The sequence below is a fragment of the Streptomyces sp. TAA040 genome (genome assembly GCF_000424845.1).
Genome location: NZ_AUKR01000010.1, coordinates 98,046 through 113,421 on the forward strand (window position 1 = coordinate 98,046; position 15,376 = coordinate 113,421).

General features: G+C 73.1%; 12 protein-coding genes and 1 pseudogene. 7 read left to right on the forward strand and 6 right to left on the reverse strand.

The window, feature by feature from the left end:
• Window positions 1-7: 7 nt before the first annotated feature.
• From H300_RS26210 to H300_RS0110650, 7 genes and pseudogenes are all read left to right on the forward strand, one after another.
• Entirely contained in the window at window positions 8-2,032 is a 2,025-nt protein-coding gene (locus H300_RS26210) for a copper resistance protein CopC (RefSeq protein ID WP_037979874.1), read from the forward strand.
• Between the two features lie 8 nt (window positions 2,033-2,040).
• On the forward strand, window positions 2,041-3,273 hold the full coding sequence (gene efeB, locus H300_RS0110620; RefSeq protein WP_078515886.1) for an iron uptake transporter deferrochelatase/peroxidase subunit: 1,233 nt from the start codon (window positions 2,041-2,043) through the stop codon (window positions 3,271-3,273).
• An 82-nt stretch (window positions 3,274-3,355) separates the two neighbouring features.
• Window positions 3,356-3,834 (forward strand): annotated as a pseudogene (locus H300_RS26215) (VOC family protein).
• Window positions 3,835-4,137: 303 nt separating this feature from the next.
• The gene (gene pheA / locus H300_RS0110635) at window positions 4,138-5,067 is read left to right on the forward strand and encodes a prephenate dehydratase (protein ID WP_028427412.1); all 930 of its coding nucleotides are present in this window, start codon (window positions 4,138-4,140) and stop codon (window positions 5,065-5,067) included.
• A gap of 709 nt (window positions 5,068-5,776) precedes the next feature.
• The gene (gene serS / locus H300_RS0110640) at window positions 5,777-7,054 is read left to right on the forward strand and encodes a serine--tRNA ligase (protein WP_028427413.1); all 1,278 of its coding nucleotides are present in this window, start codon (window positions 5,777-5,779) and stop codon (window positions 7,052-7,054) included.
• Entirely contained in the window at window positions 7,051-7,854 is an 804-nt protein-coding gene (locus H300_RS0110645) for an HAD family hydrolase (RefSeq protein WP_028427414.1), read from the forward strand. Before serS ends, H300_RS0110645 begins: the two co-directional genes overlap by 4 nt.
• A gap of 159 nt (window positions 7,855-8,013) precedes the next feature.
• Window positions 8,014-8,763, forward strand: coding sequence for an SDR family oxidoreductase (locus H300_RS0110650; RefSeq protein WP_028427415.1), 750 nt, complete (start codon window positions 8,014-8,016; stop codon window positions 8,761-8,763).
• 63 nt (window positions 8,764-8,826) lie between these two features.
• Here the strand turns inward: H300_RS0110650 and H300_RS0110655 are convergent, their stop codons facing one another.
• From H300_RS0110655 to H300_RS0110685, 6 genes are all read right to left on the reverse strand, one after another.
• Complete coding sequence (locus H300_RS0110655; protein ID WP_028427416.1) at window positions 8,827-10,251, reverse strand: dihydrolipoyl dehydrogenase family protein; 1,425 nt, start codon at window positions 10,249-10,251, stop codon at window positions 8,827-8,829.
• Between the two features lie 109 nt (window positions 10,252-10,360).
• A complete protein-coding gene (locus H300_RS0110660) occupies window positions 10,361-11,179 on the reverse strand; it encodes a hypothetical protein (protein WP_028427417.1) in 819 nt (272 codons plus the stop codon).
• A gap of 276 nt (window positions 11,180-11,455) precedes the next feature.
• Complete coding sequence (locus H300_RS0110665) at window positions 11,456-12,184, reverse strand: ABC transporter permease subunit (protein WP_028427418.1); 729 nt, start codon at window positions 12,182-12,184, stop codon at window positions 11,456-11,458.
• Between the two features lie 15 nt (window positions 12,185-12,199).
• Window positions 12,200-13,117 (reverse strand): ABC transporter ATP-binding protein, encoded by a 918-nt coding sequence (locus H300_RS0110670; protein WP_028427419.1) that lies wholly within the window; start codon window positions 13,115-13,117, stop codon window positions 12,200-12,202.
• 82 nt (window positions 13,118-13,199) lie between these two features.
• Complete coding sequence (locus H300_RS0110680) at window positions 13,200-14,144, reverse strand: ABC transporter permease subunit (protein ID WP_078515887.1); 945 nt, start codon at window positions 14,142-14,144, stop codon at window positions 13,200-13,202.
• On the reverse strand, window positions 14,134-15,123 hold the full coding sequence (locus H300_RS0110685) for an ABC transporter ATP-binding protein (protein WP_486583695.1): 990 nt from the start codon (window positions 15,121-15,123) through the stop codon (window positions 14,134-14,136). The genes H300_RS0110680 and H300_RS0110685 overlap by 11 nt, the downstream gene beginning before the upstream one ends.
• Between the last annotated feature and the right edge of the window lie 253 nt (window positions 15,124-15,376).

The window sequence follows — 15,376 nt, forward strand, 5'->3', positions numbered from 1 at the left end:
TGATCCCATGTCCAGCACCGCTCCCCCCACCGCCGCGCGGCTCCCGGCCGCGGTCACCGCGACGCTCGCCGTGGTCGCCGCGCTGCTCGCGGCGCTGCTCGGCACCGCCCAGCCGGCCGCCGCGCACGCCTCGCTGACCAGCACCAGCCCGGCGGAGGGATCGGTGCTGGAACGGGCTCCCCGCACGGTCACGCTGACGTTCTCCGAGCAGGTCGCCGTGTCCGACGACTCGATCAGGGTGCTGGACCCGAACGGCGACCGCGCGGACGACGGCGAGCTGCGGGACCTGTCCGCCGACGGCACCGTGCAGTACGCCGTCGGCATGACGCCGGGAGTGCCCGACGGCACGTACACCGTCGCCTGGCGGGCGGTGTCCGCCGACAGCCACCCCATCTCCGGCGCCTTCACCTTCGCCGTCGGGGCTCCGTCCGAGACCGCCGCCGTGCTCGGCGAGGAGGGCGGCAGCGCGGTGGTGGAGAACCTGCACGTCGTCGGCCGCTACCTCGCCTACGCCGGGTTCATCCTGCTGGTGGGCGGCGCGGCGTTCCTGGTCGTCACCCGCTACCGCGGGGAGGGGCTGCGGGCCGTGCAGCGGCTGACCGCGGGCGGCTGGATGCTGCTCACCGCCGCCACTGTGGCGCTGATGCTGCTCCGCCACCCGTACACCACCGGCGGCGGCCCGGCCGACGCCTTCGACATGGCCGGTCTCCAGGCGGTTCTGGAGACGAAGCAGGGTGCCGCACTGATCTCCCGGCTGCTCCTGCTGGGGACGGCGGCGCTCTTCCTCTCCGTCCTCTTCGGCTCCCCCCGCCGTCCGGGACGCGGCCTCTCCGACGGCGATCCGCCCCGAGGCCAGGGCCCCGAGAGCGCGTCCGGCAGCGAAGCGGACGACGGCGGAGCGGGGGCCCGGCAGCGCCGGGACCTGCTCCTGGGCCCGTCCATCGGCGGAGCGGTCGTCGCCGTGGGACTCGCCGCCACCTGGGCCATGGCCGAGCACGCCTCCACCGGGATCCAACCGGCCGTCGCGATGCCGGTGGACGTCCTTCACCTGCTCGCCGTGGCGGGTTGGCTCGGCGGTCTCGCCTGCCTGCTGATGGCCTTCGCCCGCGACGGGCGGGTGGGGCGGGACGTCGTGCGGCGCTTCTCCCGCGTGGCCTTCGGCTGTGTACTGGTGCTGATCGCCACCGGCCTCTACCAGTCCTGGCGGCAGGTCGGCTCCTGGTCCGCGCTGACCGGCACGGACTACGGTCGCCTGCTGCTGCTCAAGGTGGGTCTGATGGCGCTGCTGGTCGGTGCGGCGGCCTTCTCCCGGCGCCTGACAGGCCGCCTGACCGAGACCCGCCCGGCGGGAACGGCGCCGCAGCCCGCCACCGGCCCGCAGCCCGCAAGCGTCCCGGAGACCCGGCCGGCGGACAGTGCCGGTGCCCTCCCGGAGGCCCCCGAGCCGAACGCGGAGCGGATGGCGCAGTTGGCGCGGCAGCGACGGGCCGTCGACGCCGCACAGCGCCGCCGGGACCGCGAGACGGCCCGCGAAGCGGACCCCGCGGGCGCCGGACTGCGCCGCTCGGTGCTGGTCGAGGCGTCGATCGCGGCGCTCCTGCTCGCGGTCACCACCGTGCTCACCGGTACCGAGCCGGCGCGCGGCGAACAGACCGCAAGAGAGAACGCGCCCGCCGCGGACGCGCCGCCGGTGGCCCCCGACGAACCCGTCTCGCTGTCGGTGCCCTTCGACACCGGCGGTCCGGAAGGGCGGGGCACCGCCCAGCTCGACCTCGACCCGGCGCGCAGCGGCGAGAACACCCTGCACCTGCGCACGGACGTCGACGCCGAGGAGGTGAAGGTCGCCTTCACCCTGCCGTCGCAGGACATCGGGCCGCTGCCCGTCGCGCTGGAGTCCGTGATGGGCGACAAGCGACACTGGCTGAAGGCGAGCTTCCGGTTGCCGCTGGCCGGCAAGTGGGAGATCGACGTGACGGTTCGGACGTCCGACGTCGACCAGGTGACCGAGACCAAGACGATCGAGATCGGCTGAGACAGCGCATGCACGACGAACACCCCCTCACCCGGCGCAGGCTGCTGGGCACCGCCGGAGCGGCCGGGGCCGCCGGGGTCGTCCTCGGCGCGGCCGGTGGCGTGGCCGGTCACGCCACCGCGCAGGGCGATCCGCCCGCCGACCTGGCCGGCGTCGGCCGGGCCGCCGTGCCCTTCCACGGCACGCATCAGCCGGGCATCCTCCAACCCGCCCAGGCGCACGGGCACCTGCTCGCCCTGGACCTGGTGTCGGACGCCGGACGCCAGCAGGCCGCCGCGCTGCTGCGCCGCTGGTCGTCCGCGGCCGAGCGGCTGATGGCGGGGCGGCCCACCGAGGACGACACCGGCATCGCCCTGGACTCGGGACCGTCCTCGCTGACCGTCACGTTCGGCTTCGGCGCGAGCTTCTTCGCACGCACCTCGCTCACCGACCGGCTGCCCCGGGAACTGGCGCCGCTGCCCGACTTCTCCAACGACGCGCTGGACCCGAAGCGCTCCGGCGGGGACCTGTGGGTGCAGGTCGGCGCGGACGACTCGCTCGTCGCCTTCCACGCGCTGCGCACCCTGCAGCGGCTGGCCGCCGGCACCGCCCGCGTCCGCTGGCAGTCGACCGGCTTCAACCGGACGCCGGGCGCCACCGCGGAACCGCGGACCACCCGCAACCTGATGGGCCAGGTGGACGGCACCAACAACCCGAAGGAGACGGAGGAGGACTTCGCCGGGCGCATCTTCGTACCGCCCGGGGGGACGCCCGACTGGATGCGCGACGGCTCGTACGCCGTGGTGCGCCGTATCCGGATGCTGCTGGACCAGTGGGACGCGCGCTCGCAGGACGAGCAGGAGCGGGTCATCGGCCGGCGCAAGGCGGACGGCGCCCCGCTCTCCGGCGGCAGCGAGACCACCCCCGTCGCGCTGGAGAAGGCAGGCCCGGACGGGAACCTGGTGATCGCCCCGAACGCGCACGTCCGCGTCTCGGCGCCGGAGACCAACGGCGGCGCGGCGATGCTGCGCCGCCCGTACTCCTTCCACGACGGGTTCCTCGACGACGGCGCCCCCGACGCCGGGCTGCTGTTCGTCGCCTGGCAGGCGGATCCGCTGCGGGGCTTCGTGACCGTGCAGCGCAAGCTCGACCGCGGTGACGCACTCTCCCCCTTCATCCGGCACGAGAGCAGCGCCCTGTTCGCGGTGCCGGGCGGCGCGTCCGAGGGGGAGTACGTCGGCCAGGCGCTCCTGGAGGGGTGACGCCGGTCCCCCGGGTGCGCGATGGGTTTCCGCCGCGCGGCTCGTCGGTACGGGTGGCAGTCCGCGCGCCGGGGAGGCACCCATGGCGACCGGCGCACTCACGACATGCCTGTGGTTCGACGGCAGGGCAGTGGAGGCGGCGGAGCACTACACGTCGGTCTTCGAGGATTCGCGGATCGGCACGGTGACCCGGAACGGCGACGCGGGCACCGGCGTCCCCGGCACCGTCCTGACCGTCGAGTTCGAGCTATACGGCCAGAAGTTCGTCGGCCTCGACGGCGGTCCGCAGTTCACCTTCGACGAGGCCGTCTCGTTCCAGACCCCCCGCGCCGACCAGGCCGAGGTGGACCACTCCTGGAACCGGCTCTCCGAGGGGGTGCGGAGAGCCGCTGCGGGTGGCTCAAGGACCGGTTCGGGGTGTCCTGGCAGGTCGTGCCGACCGTGCTGCCCCGGCTGCTGTCGGACCCGGATCCGGAGCGGGCCCGGCGGGCCACCGAGGCGATGCTCACGATGGGCAGACCGGACATCGCCGCCCTGGAGAAGGCCGTCGCGGGCACCTGAGGGCTGCCCCGCGCTCTCCGGGGGCGAAGTGGCGCGCTCGGTGTCGGATGCGGGGCGTCGCAGGGGGAGGGAGCTCCGCACACCGGCCGCAGGGGGCGATCCGGCGGCGAAGTGCCGTGGCTGTCCTCGTGCGCCCGCCGGGGAGTGCGGGACGGCCCTCGGTTGCCGGCACGCGCCCCGGACCGGACGGGGTCCGCCGATCGGACGCGGCGGCCGGTACCGGCCCCCGTGGGTAGGGTGGGCCGGTGTTCCGGGCGATCGGCGGGCGGTCGCCGCGGGGACGCGCGAAGGAGCCGCAGCGCGATGTCACCAGCCAGCCGCTACACCTATCTGGGCCCCGAGGGCACCTTCACGGAGGCCGCGCTGCGCACGCTCCCCGAGGTGGCCACGCGCGAACTGGTGCCGATGGTCTCCGTGCCGGCGGCGTTGGACGCGGTGCGGGACGGCGAGGCCGCGGCGGCGCTGGTGCCGATCGAGAACTCGGTCGAGGGCGGAGTGACGGCCACCCTGGACGAGCTGGCCACCGGCGCACGGCTGATGATCTACCGCGAGGTGCTGCTGCCGATCGCCTTCGCCCTGCTGGTGCGGCCCGGCACCACGCTGGAGTCGATCAAGACGGTGACCGGCCACCCGGTCGCCCAGCCGCAGGTGCGCAACTGGCTCGCCGAGCGGCTCCCGAACGCGCTGTGGGAGTCGGCCGCCTCCAACGCGGACGGCGCCCGCCTCGTGCAGGAGGGCCGCTACGACGCGGCGTTCGCCGGTGAGTTCGCCGCGACGACGTACGGGCTGCAGCCGCTGGTCACCGACATCCACGACGCGGAGAACGCCGTGACCCGGTTCGTGCTGGTCGGCCGCCCGGCGCGGCCGGCCGCGCCCACCGGGGCGGACAAGACCTCGGTGGTGATGTGGCTGCGCGAGGACCATCCCGGCGCACTGCTGGAACTGCTGCAGGAGTACGCGTCCCGGGGCGTGAACATGATGCGGATCGAGTCGCGCCCGACCGGTGAGGGCATCGGCCGGTACTGCTTCTCGGTGGACTGCGAGGGGCACCTCCAGGACCGCCGGGTCGCGGATGTGCTGATGGGGCTGAGGCGGGTCTGCCGCGAGGTGCGCTTCCTCGGTTCCTACCCGCGCGCCGACGGGGTGCGGGCCGCCCTGCGTCAGGGCACCGCGGACGGGGACTTCACCGCGGCGGCCGACTGGGTGCAGCACTGCATGGACGGGCGGGGCTGAGCCCACCGGCCGGACGCTGCCGGCCCCGCGTCCGCCGACTCTCCGGCAGCCGCGGTCCGAGTTATCCACAGGCAGGGGTCGACGTCTGTGTACAAGTCGACACTCGATTCCGACACCGTCGACATATCCCTACGCGGGACCCAGGACCCCCAAGAGTGCCCCGATCCTTCCGTGTCAGCACTCTTCACTTGATCAACTCTTTGAAGGGGGGCAATTCCCCTCAAACGAGTGCGAATTGCCGGTTCGAACCGACGAAATCACACCTGCCGCAGCGAGACCGCCCGGGGGTTCCCGGAAATCCACAGGCCAACCTCCCATCCTGTGGATAAGTCGTGCCGCCCTCCCCGAAACTGTGGATAACCGGTGGACGGCCCCGCTCAACCAGGCGCTCGCCACCCGGAGTTCAACCCCCGCGCCACCGGCACGACAACTCGGCGCCGCCCGCCGGCCACCGCCGGGACCTCGCTTCCCGCCCCCCGATGCACCGCATATCCGCAGGTGAGGTGCGAAAAGCCCAAAAAGGGAGAAAGTCGAAAGTGGATTCCATCCCGGACTCCCGCTCCCCGGAGAGTTCCCGGCGGCGCCGCGGCTCCCGGGCCGGGTGCCGGAACGGGATGTCGAGCGGGCCGATGCCCCGCTCCCGCCCGAGGAGGAAGCGACTACGCAAGTGGGATGCGGGACCCGCCCCCGGTCCCGGTAGCCTGAGGGGGTGATTGACCTTCGCCAGCTCCGTGAGGACCCCGACCGTGTGCGCGCCTCCCAGCGCGCCCGAGGAGAGGACGTCGAACTCGTCGACTCCCTGCTCGCCGCCGACGAGCGCCGCCGATCCTCCAGCGTCCGCTTCGACGAGCTGCGCTCCGAGCAGAAGCAGCTCGGAAAACTCGTCCCCAGGGCATCCGGTGACGAGAAGGCGGAGCTGCTGCGGAAGGCGGGCGAGCTGTCCTCCGCCGTCAAGACGGCCGACGCCGCCCGGACCGAGGCGGCCGAGGAGACCCAGCGCCTGCTGCTCGGGCTGAGCAACCCGGTGCACCCGGACGTCCCGGTCGGCGGCGAGGAGGACTTCACCGTCCGCGAAACCCTCGGCAGCATCCGCGACTTCGAGGCCGAGGGCTTCGCTCCCAGGGACCACATGGAGCTGGGCCAACTGCTCGGCGCGATCGACGTCGAACGCGGCGCCAAGGTCTCCGGCTCGCGCTTCTACTACCTCACCGGGATCGGCGCGCTGCTGGAGCTCGCGCTGGTCAACGCCGCCGTCGCCCAGGCCACCGCAGCCGGTCTCACTCCGATGCTGACCCCCGCGCTGGTCAAGCCCCGGGCGATGGAGGGCACCGGTTTCCTGGGCCAGGCCGCGGCAGACGTCTACCACCTGGAGAAGGACGACCAGTACCTGGTCGGCACCTCCGAGGTGGCCCTGGCCGGCTACCACATGGACGAGATCATCGAGGCAGGGAAGCTGCCGCTGCGCTACGCGGCGTTCTCGCCCTGCTTCCGACGGGAGGCCGGCTCGTACGGCAAGGACACCCGGGGCATCTTCCGCGTCCACCAGTTCGACAAGGTGGAGATGTTCTCCTTCGTCGACCCGGCGGACTCCGAGGCCGAGCACCTGCGCCTGCTGGAGTGGGAGAAGCAGTGGCTGACCAGCCTGGAGCTCCCGTTCCAGGTGATCGACGTGGCCAGCGGCGACCTCGGCTCCTCGGCCTCGCGCAAGTACGACTGCGAGGCGTGGATCCCCACCCAGGGCAAGTACCGCGAGCTGACCTCGACGTCCAACTGCGACGGGTTCCAGGCCCGTCGGCTGTCGATCCGGATGCGGGACGGCAAGCACGTCAAACCGCTGGCCACCCTGAACGGCACCCTGTGCGCCGTGCCGCGGACGATCGTGGCGCTGCTGGAGAACCACCAGCAGCCCGACGGCTCGGTTCGGGTGCCCGAGGTGCTGCGTCCTTACCTCGGCGGCCGGGAGCTGCTGAAGCCGGTCGCCTCGTGAGCTTCCCGTACCGGCTGGTCGCCACCGACCTCGACGGCACCCTGCTGCGCAGCGACGACACCGTTTCGCCGCGCACCCGGAAGGCCCTGGCGGCGGTGGCCGAGGCCGGCGCCGCCCACATCGTGGTCACCGGCCGCGCGGTCCCGTGGACCAGGCACGTGCTGGACGACCTCGATTACCGCGGGCTGGCGGTGTGCGGCCAGGGCGCGCAGGTCTACCACGCGGGCGAGCACCGGCTGCTGACCTCCGTGACCCTGGACCGGAAGCTGGCCGCGCTGGCCGTCGCCCGGATAGAGGCCGAGGTCGGACCGCTGCTCCTGGCCGCCTCCCGTGACGGCCTGGACGGTGACGTCCTCGTCGGGCCGGGCTACCGGGTGCAGGAGGGCCCGCTGCCCGTCAAACCGTGGGAGGACCCGGCGGAGCTGTGGGCGGCCCCGCTGAACAAGCTCTACCTCCAGCACCCCGAGCTGGGCGACGACGCGCTCGCGAAGACCGCGGCGGACGCGGCCGGCGGCCTGGTCGGCGTCACCATGGCGGGCGAGGGCGTGGTGGAGCTGCTCCCATTGGGACTCTCCAAGGCCACCGGCCTCACCCTCGCCGCCCGCCGGCTCGGCGTCCGCGGCGAGGAGGCCATCGCCTTCGGCGACATGCCGAACGACGTCCCGATGTTCGGCTGGGCCGCACACGGGGTGGCGATGGCCGACGCGCACGAGCAGCTGCGTACGGTTGCCGACGAGGTCACCGCCTCGCACGACGAGGACGGCATCGCCGTCGTCCTGGAGCGCCTGCTCGCCGGTTGAGCCGCCCCGCGGCCGCGCGAGCGGGCACACCGACCGCACGAGCGGGACGGTGGCACGAGCAGGGCCGGGCGGCGGCCGGTCCTGCTCGTGCCACCGGTTCCCCCGGGCGCGCGTCCCGCCCTCGGACCGGTGGCGGGTGTCCGGGGTTATCCTCGCGCCATGACACGCACCGTGGTGATCAGCGGCGGCGGCACCGGCATCGGACTGGCCACCGCGCACTGCTTCGCGGCCGACGGGGACCAGCTGGTGCTCGTCGGGCGCCGTGCGGAGGTCTTGGAGGAGGCCCGCGAACGACTGCCGGGAGCGCTGGCGGTGTCCGCCGACCTGACCACCCCGGCCGGCGCGCGGACCGTCGCCCGCTTCGTCGCGGACGAGTGCGGCGCCGTCGACGTCCTCGTGCACAGCGCGGGCGGCAACGGCGGCCTGGAACTCGCGGACCCGGCACCGGCCGAACCGCTGGACGGGACCGCCCACGACTGGACGCTCACCTTCCGGCTCAACACCCTCACCGCCGTCCTGCTGACGGAGGCGCTCGCCGACCGGCTCGCCTCCCCCGGCGGCCGGGTGCTGTTCCTCAGCTCGATCGCCGCCACCCGGGGCTCCGGATCGGTGGCCTACGCCGCGAGCAAGGCGGCACTGCACCCGTACGCCTTCGACCTGGCGCGCCGGCTCGGCCCGCGCGGCGTCACGGCGAACGTGGTCGCCCCCGGCTACGTCGAGGACACCGAGTTCTTTGGCGGGGCGATGTCCGCACGGCGGCACCGGCAACTCGTCGAGGAGACCTTCACCGGCCGTCCGGGCTCGCCGGGGGACGTCGCCGCCACCCTGCACTGGCTCGCCTCGCACGCCGCGGGCCATGTCACCGGCCAGGTGATCCAGGTCAACGGCGGCGCCCAGCTCGGCCGCTGACCCCCCGCCCCGGGCCCGCCACCGCCGGGGCGGGGCGGGGCGGTCCCGGGGCGGCGGCCCCGGTCAGCCGCGGTAGGTCTCCAGCAGGCGGAGCCAGATCTCGCTCATGGTCGGGAAGGCCGGAACGGCGTGCCAAAGCCGCTCGATCGGCACCTCGCCGGCCACCGCGACGGTGGCCGCGTGCAGCAGCTCGCTGACGCCGGGACCGACGAATGTCACCCCGACCAGGACCCTGCGGTCCTCGTCCACGACCATTCGGGCCTGCCCGCGGTAGTCGTCGCCGTGCAGCGCCGCCCCGGCCACGTTGGCCAGGTCGTAGTCGACCACGCGGGTGTTCAGGCCGCGCTCACGCGCCTCCTCGGCGGTCAGGCCGACGGCGGCGGCCTCAGTGAGGCCGAAGACGACCTGCGGCACGGCGTCCCGGTCGGCGGTCGCCGTGTGCGCGCCCCAGCGGTCGGTCTCCAGCAGCGGCACGCCCTGCGCCCTGGCGCCGATCGCCGCCGCCGCGATCCTGGCCTGGTACTTGCCCTGATGGGTGAGGAGCGCGCGGTGGTTGACGTCGCCCACCGCGTACAGCCAACCCCCGCGCACGCCGTCGACCCGGCAGCTGTCGTCCACGGCGAGCCAGTCGCCGGGCGTCAGCCCTACGGAGTCCAGGCCCAGGTCCTCGGTGCGTGGCCTGCGCCCGGTGGCGAACAGGATTTCGTCGACGACCAGTTCGCCGCCGTCGTCCAGCAGCACCGTGACGGTGCCCTCCGGGGCGCGGTGCACCTCGGTCGCCGAGGTCCGCGTCCTCACCCGCACACCGGAATCGGCCAGCGCCCGGGCGACCAGATCACCGGCGAAGGGCTCCATCCGGGCCAGGGGCTGCTCGTCGCGGATCAGCAGCGTCACCTCCGCGCCGAGCGCCTGCCACGCCGCGGCCAGCTCCACTCCCACCGGGCCGCCGCCGACCACCGCGAGCCGCCCCGGCACCTGCTTGGCAGCGGTGCCCTCCCGGTTCGTCCACGGACCGGCGTCCGCCAGGCCAGGAAGGTCGGGGAGCGCCGCCCGGGTGCCGGTGCACACCACCACCGCGTGCCGGGCGTCGACCGCCCGATGCACGCCCTCCGGCGTCTCGACGACGACCCGGCGCGGGCCGTCCAGCCGGCCCGTGCCGCGGAGGAAGTCGGTGCCGGTCGAGTCGATCCACTCCACCTGCCCGGAGTCGTCCCAGTGCGAGGTGAACGAGTCCCTGCGCCCCAGCACGGCGGTGCTGTCCAGTTCCCCGGCCACCGCCTCCCGCGCTCCAGGCAGCCGGCGTGCGTCGGCCAGCGCGGCGGGCGACCGCAGCAGCGCCTTGCTGGGCATACAGGCCCAGTAGGAGCACTCGCCGCCGGCCAGCTCGCTCTCCACCAGAGCCACGGACAGTCCCTGCGCGCGGGCGCGGTCGGCCACATTCTCGCCGACCGGGCCGGCACCCAGCACGATCACGTCATAGAAGTCCATCCCGCCATGATGGACCTCCGGCCCGGACCGCACGAGGCAGCCGCGCCGGGTCCCCCGTCCCGGCCCTGCGCCGGCCCCGGCGAGCGGCGCCGGACCCGGTGCACGCAGCTCAGCCGACGGGTGCGGGCAGCGGGACGGGCCGGGAGTCCGGCACCGGCTCCGGCCGCACACCCGGCCCGGTGAGCCGCTCGGCCCCGGCCGGTACCGGGACGGCGGCGAAGATCCGGGCCTGCCGCTCCTTCAACTCCGCCACCCGCTCCGGCGGGGTGTCGGGGAGCCGCTGCTCCTCGTAGAGGGGGTGGGTCAGCTTCGCTGCCCGGAAGCTGACCGGCGTGTGCATCTGGATCTCGAAGGTGTGCCCCGAGTCTGCGTCCCGCCAGGCGGAGTTGATGGCCTTGTCGCTGTCCCGGTTGCGCCAGGTGTTGCTCCAGCGGCTGTTCCCGTGCCCCCAGGCCGCCAGCGTGGCGGAGGCCGAGCGGGCGCCTTCGGTGTACTGCTCGTCCGGCCACTGGAAGGTGTAGCGGACCGAGTCGTTGATGTCGCCCAGCGCCTCGTGCACCGTCTGGTCGGGGTCTGCGCGGAGCCAGCCGGCGACCTTGCGCTTCAGTGAGTCCGGGGTCTTCAACCGCTGGTCGAAGCCGACCAGTTCCGCGCCACTCCAGGCGGCGACGGTGCGGATCTGCGGGCTGAGGTGCCGCTCGGCCCGTTCGGCGCGGTCGAGGAAGGCGTCGACCGCGCGGTTCTGCTCGGCGTCGAGCCGGAGCCCGTCCTTCTGCCAGCCCCCGGAGGAGGGGGCGTGGCCGCGGACGGACCGCTCCGGCCCCTCGGCGGCGAACGCGCCTTGCGCGGGGACGGCGGCCAGCGCGGCCGCGAGCGCGGCACCCGTCACGGCGTGTGCGGTTCTGCGGTGGGACGTGGTCGGCGTCATGGAGCGGTTCCCCTCGAACGGGTGTCAGTGCGCCTCGTACAACTGCGCACCGGTGCCCGGTGTCACGGGGATGCCCCTACGGACCGTATTGCGCCCCCGGCCCGCACGGCACGTCCTCGCGCCCCGGCGCACACCGCGCAGGCGCGCGCCGGGGCGCGAGGACGTCCGGAACCCGCCGGTACCGGACGGACGCGGAGCAGGGGGCAGGGGGCAGGCGGACCGTGCGGTCACTCCGAGCGTCAGACCCGTCGGAGAAGCCACATCACATCCTCACTGTCACTCCTCGCCGGCGAGGGTGAGCACCCGCAGTCGCCGCGAGGCATACCAGGTGCCGACCACCGTCACCGCCGCGATCAGGAGCACCGCGGTCGTCAGCCCGACCTCGGCGTTGATGCTCACCCCGCTGCCGACGACCTCGTCGGCCAGGGAAAGGCCCCACTGCTGGACGCTCAGGGTACGCGCACCGGGGACCAGCGAGCCGAGCAGCGACTCCCAGAGCAGCGCGTAGACGAGTCCGAAGACCACGGCGTGCCGGCTGACCGTGCCGAGCAGCAGGAAGAGAGCACTGTAGGCCACCGAGGCGAAGACCGCGCCGATGGCGAAGGCGACGGCGATCTGCTGACTGGCGCCCACCAGGATGAATCCGGCGAGCAGGATCGGTCCCGCGGAGAAGGCCATGGTGGTGCCGATGGCGATGATCAGCTTGGTGAAGATGATCGTGGACCGCTTCACCGGCTTGGCCAGCAGGTAGACGATCGAGCCGTCGTCGATCTCCGGGCCGATCGCCCCGGTACCGGCGATGACGCCGATCAGCGGCACCATGGTGGCCAGGGCGAAACCGCTGAGCAGCTGCACCGCCACTTCGTCGTCGGCGGCGCCGAAGCCGCGGACCGCGGCCGCGATCAGCACCAGCAGTGCGGGCAGGGCCGCCAGGATGAGCGCCCGGCGGCGGCCGAGCAGGGCCCGGTAGGTGAGCCGGGCGACGGTCGGGTCGTACGTGGGCATCGCGTGGGCTCCTTGCTAGGCCGTGACGAGGTAGGAGAAGACGGACTCCAGCGACTCGTCCGAGGGCGAGACGGTCAGCAGCCGGATCCCGTGCGCACGGGCGATCCGGGGCAGCTCCTGGGTGAAGCGGCTGAAGTCGACCGCCTGGATGCGCAGTGCCTGCTCGTCGCCGTCCAGTTGGATGCCGGAGGTGGACGGGTCGGCGATCAGCGCGGCTGCCAGTGCCCGGTCGTCGCTGGACCGGATGAGGTAGCGGTGCGGGCGGTCCGTCATCAGCCGGCGGATCCGGCGGAAGTCGCCGCTCGCGGCGTGCCGCCCGGCGACGATCACCTCGATGTGCGAGGCCAGTTGCTCGACCTCCTCCAGGATGTGCGAGGAGAACAGCACGGTGCGTCCCTCCGCACCCATCCGCCGCAGCACGTCCATCAGCTGCATCCGCTGGCGCGGGTCCATGCCGTTGAAGGGCTCGTCGAGCAGCAGCACGGACGGGTCGTGGACCAGGGCGGAGGCCATCTTGACGCGCTGCCGCATGCCCTTGCTGTAGGTGGAGATCCGACGGTCGGCGGCGTAGTCCATCTCCACCGTCGCCAGGGCCCGGCGGGATGCCTCGCCCGGGTCGGGGAGCCCGTGCAGTTCCGCGTTGGCCCGGACGAACTCCTCACCGGTCAGGAAGTCGTACATGGCCTCCCGTTCGGGGACGAGGCCGATGGACCGGTACGCCTGCTCGTTCCGCCAGATGGCGGTGCCGTCCAGCGTCACCGCGCCGACCGAGGGCGCGAGGAAGCCGCCCATCATGTGGATCAGGGTGGACTTGCCCGCTCCGTTGGGGCCGAGGAGTCCGGTCACCCCGGGGCCGATGTCCACACTGATGTCGTTGACGGCGACGACGTTCCCGAACCAGCGGGACGCGTGGTCGATTCGGATGGTGCTCATCGCGTCTCCTCGGCCTGCCGGGCGGCGGTGTTCGGGAACCGGTCCGCGGAGGCGGACCGGCTGCGTGCGTGGGGCGCGATCGTCACAGTCCGGCCTTCCGGTAGCGGAGCATCAGCGCGAAGTGGCTGCCGACGATCAGTGCGGCGGTGACGAGCAGGTAGCAGGCTCCGGCGGCGTCGCTCGGCACCACCTGACCGATGAAGTCGGAGGGGCCGTCGAGGAACTTGGACTGGACGCCGGACATCAGCGAGCCGGGGGAGAACAGGCCCAGCCAGCCGACGACCGCGGTCTCGCCCTCCTGGTAGGCGATCGTCTGGAGGGCGGTCACCGCGAAGTACGGGATGGTCAGCACCGCGATGATCGCCGCGACGCCGAAGCCCCGGCGCGGCGTGAGGGCGGCGACCACGAGGCCGATGCCCGCGTGCAGCACGGAGAAGACGACCACCGAAAGCAGGCCGAGCGCCACGCCCCTGCTCTGGTCGGCGAAACCGAGCTTCGCGAGGAGGCTGCCGGCGTAGAGGATGAGCAGCGGCACCGCGGTGAACAGCAGGATGGCGCCGGCCATCGCCGCGTACTTGGCGAGCACGTAGTCGAGCCGCTCGATGGGACGCGAGAAGTACAGCGGCACCGTGTGGAAGCGCAGGTCCCGGGAGACCGACTGCGGTGCCGTGGACGCGATGAACAGCCCGATCAGCGGCAGCATCCACAGCGCGTACTCCGAGTACCCGAGCGGCAGTTCGTTGGCGTCGGTGGTGATCGCGACCGCCACCAGGACGAGCGCCGGAAGGCACATCACGCCGAACAGGATCATCGGCGGCATCTTGGACTTGGCCGACCGGCCCAGGCCGTAGGCGCCGCGCAGCGACTGCGCGAAGAGCGAACGCCGCGCGTAGGCGCGGCCGAGCCGGGGGCCCTCGTAGCTGCGGTAGCCGATGTTGTGGATGCTGGCGGCCGCCGGGTCGCCGGATGCGGCAGGTTCGCCCTCGACGGTGCCGCCCGGCGCGGGCGGGGTGGACTCAGACCGCATCGCTGCCGCCTCCTTCGGTGACCGCCTCGTGCTGCGGCCGGTTGTTCTCGAAGACCTCGGCGATGCGGTGGCGACGCTGCTCCATCCGCACCATGCCCAGGCCGAGTTCGGCGACGGTGTCGCGGACCGTGTCGTAGGTGCTCTCGCCGCCCAGGCCGACCAGCAGGACGTGCCCGGCGCCCGGGTTCCCCTCCAGGGCGGAGGCGGGCTGCACCAGCAGCCCGGCGTCGGTCAGCGCCTGGCGCAGCGCGGCGGTGCCGTCCGGGTGGGTGTCGGTGTCCGTCACCTCGACCGCGACCGAGGCCGTGGCCTGGGTGAAGTCCGTGGTCGCCGAGGAGCGCAGCAGCGCGCCGCCGTCGATGACGACGACGTGGTCGCAGGTGCGCTCCAGTTCGCCGAGCAGGTGCGAGGTGACCAGGACGGAGATCCCGAAGTCGGTGTGGATCCGGCGGATCAGGTGGAGCATGTCGTCGCGGCCGACCGGGTCGAGCCCGTTCGTCGGCTCGTCCAGCAGCACCAGTGCCGGGTCGTGCACCAGCGCCTGGGCGAGTTTCACCCGCTGCTTCATGCCGGTGGAGTAACCGCCGATGGGCCGGTACCGCTCCTCGTACAGTCCGACGTGGCGCAGGATGTCGGCAGTGCGCTCCCGGGCGGCGGTGGGTGGCAGACCGGACATCCGGGCCATGTGGACGACGAACTCCGTCGCCGACACGTCCGGTGGCAGGCAGTCGTGCTCGGGCATGTAGCCGACCTGCTCCCGGATCGCGGAGCCGGAGGTGCTGACGTCCAGGCCGAGGACCCGGGCGCCGCCCTCGGTCGCGGGCGAGAGGCCGAGCAGGATCTTGATCAGGGTCGACTTGCCGGCTCCGTTGGCGCCCACCAGGCCGGTGACGCCCGGTGAGATGTCGACGGTCAACCGGTCGAGAGCGGTCACCCGTGAGTACCGCTTGCTGAGGCTTTCGGTGGCGATCACAGTCACAGGAACGACCGTAGTGGCGAACACCACAGCGGTCGTCAGCCCGGGCGGTCGGTTGCCTCTCAGCCTCAGGTCGTACACGCCCCTACGGGGGTGCGCCCGCAGGACGGACCACACTGCTGTTACCGACGGTATCCACAGCCCTGGTGACCCCCTTGACGCCGCCATCGAGCGTTGTCACATTGAACAGTGTCATCTCGGTCGCCGGGCGGTCACGCCGGGTGGCCGTCGCCGGTGTGGGAAGGGAGCGGAAGCC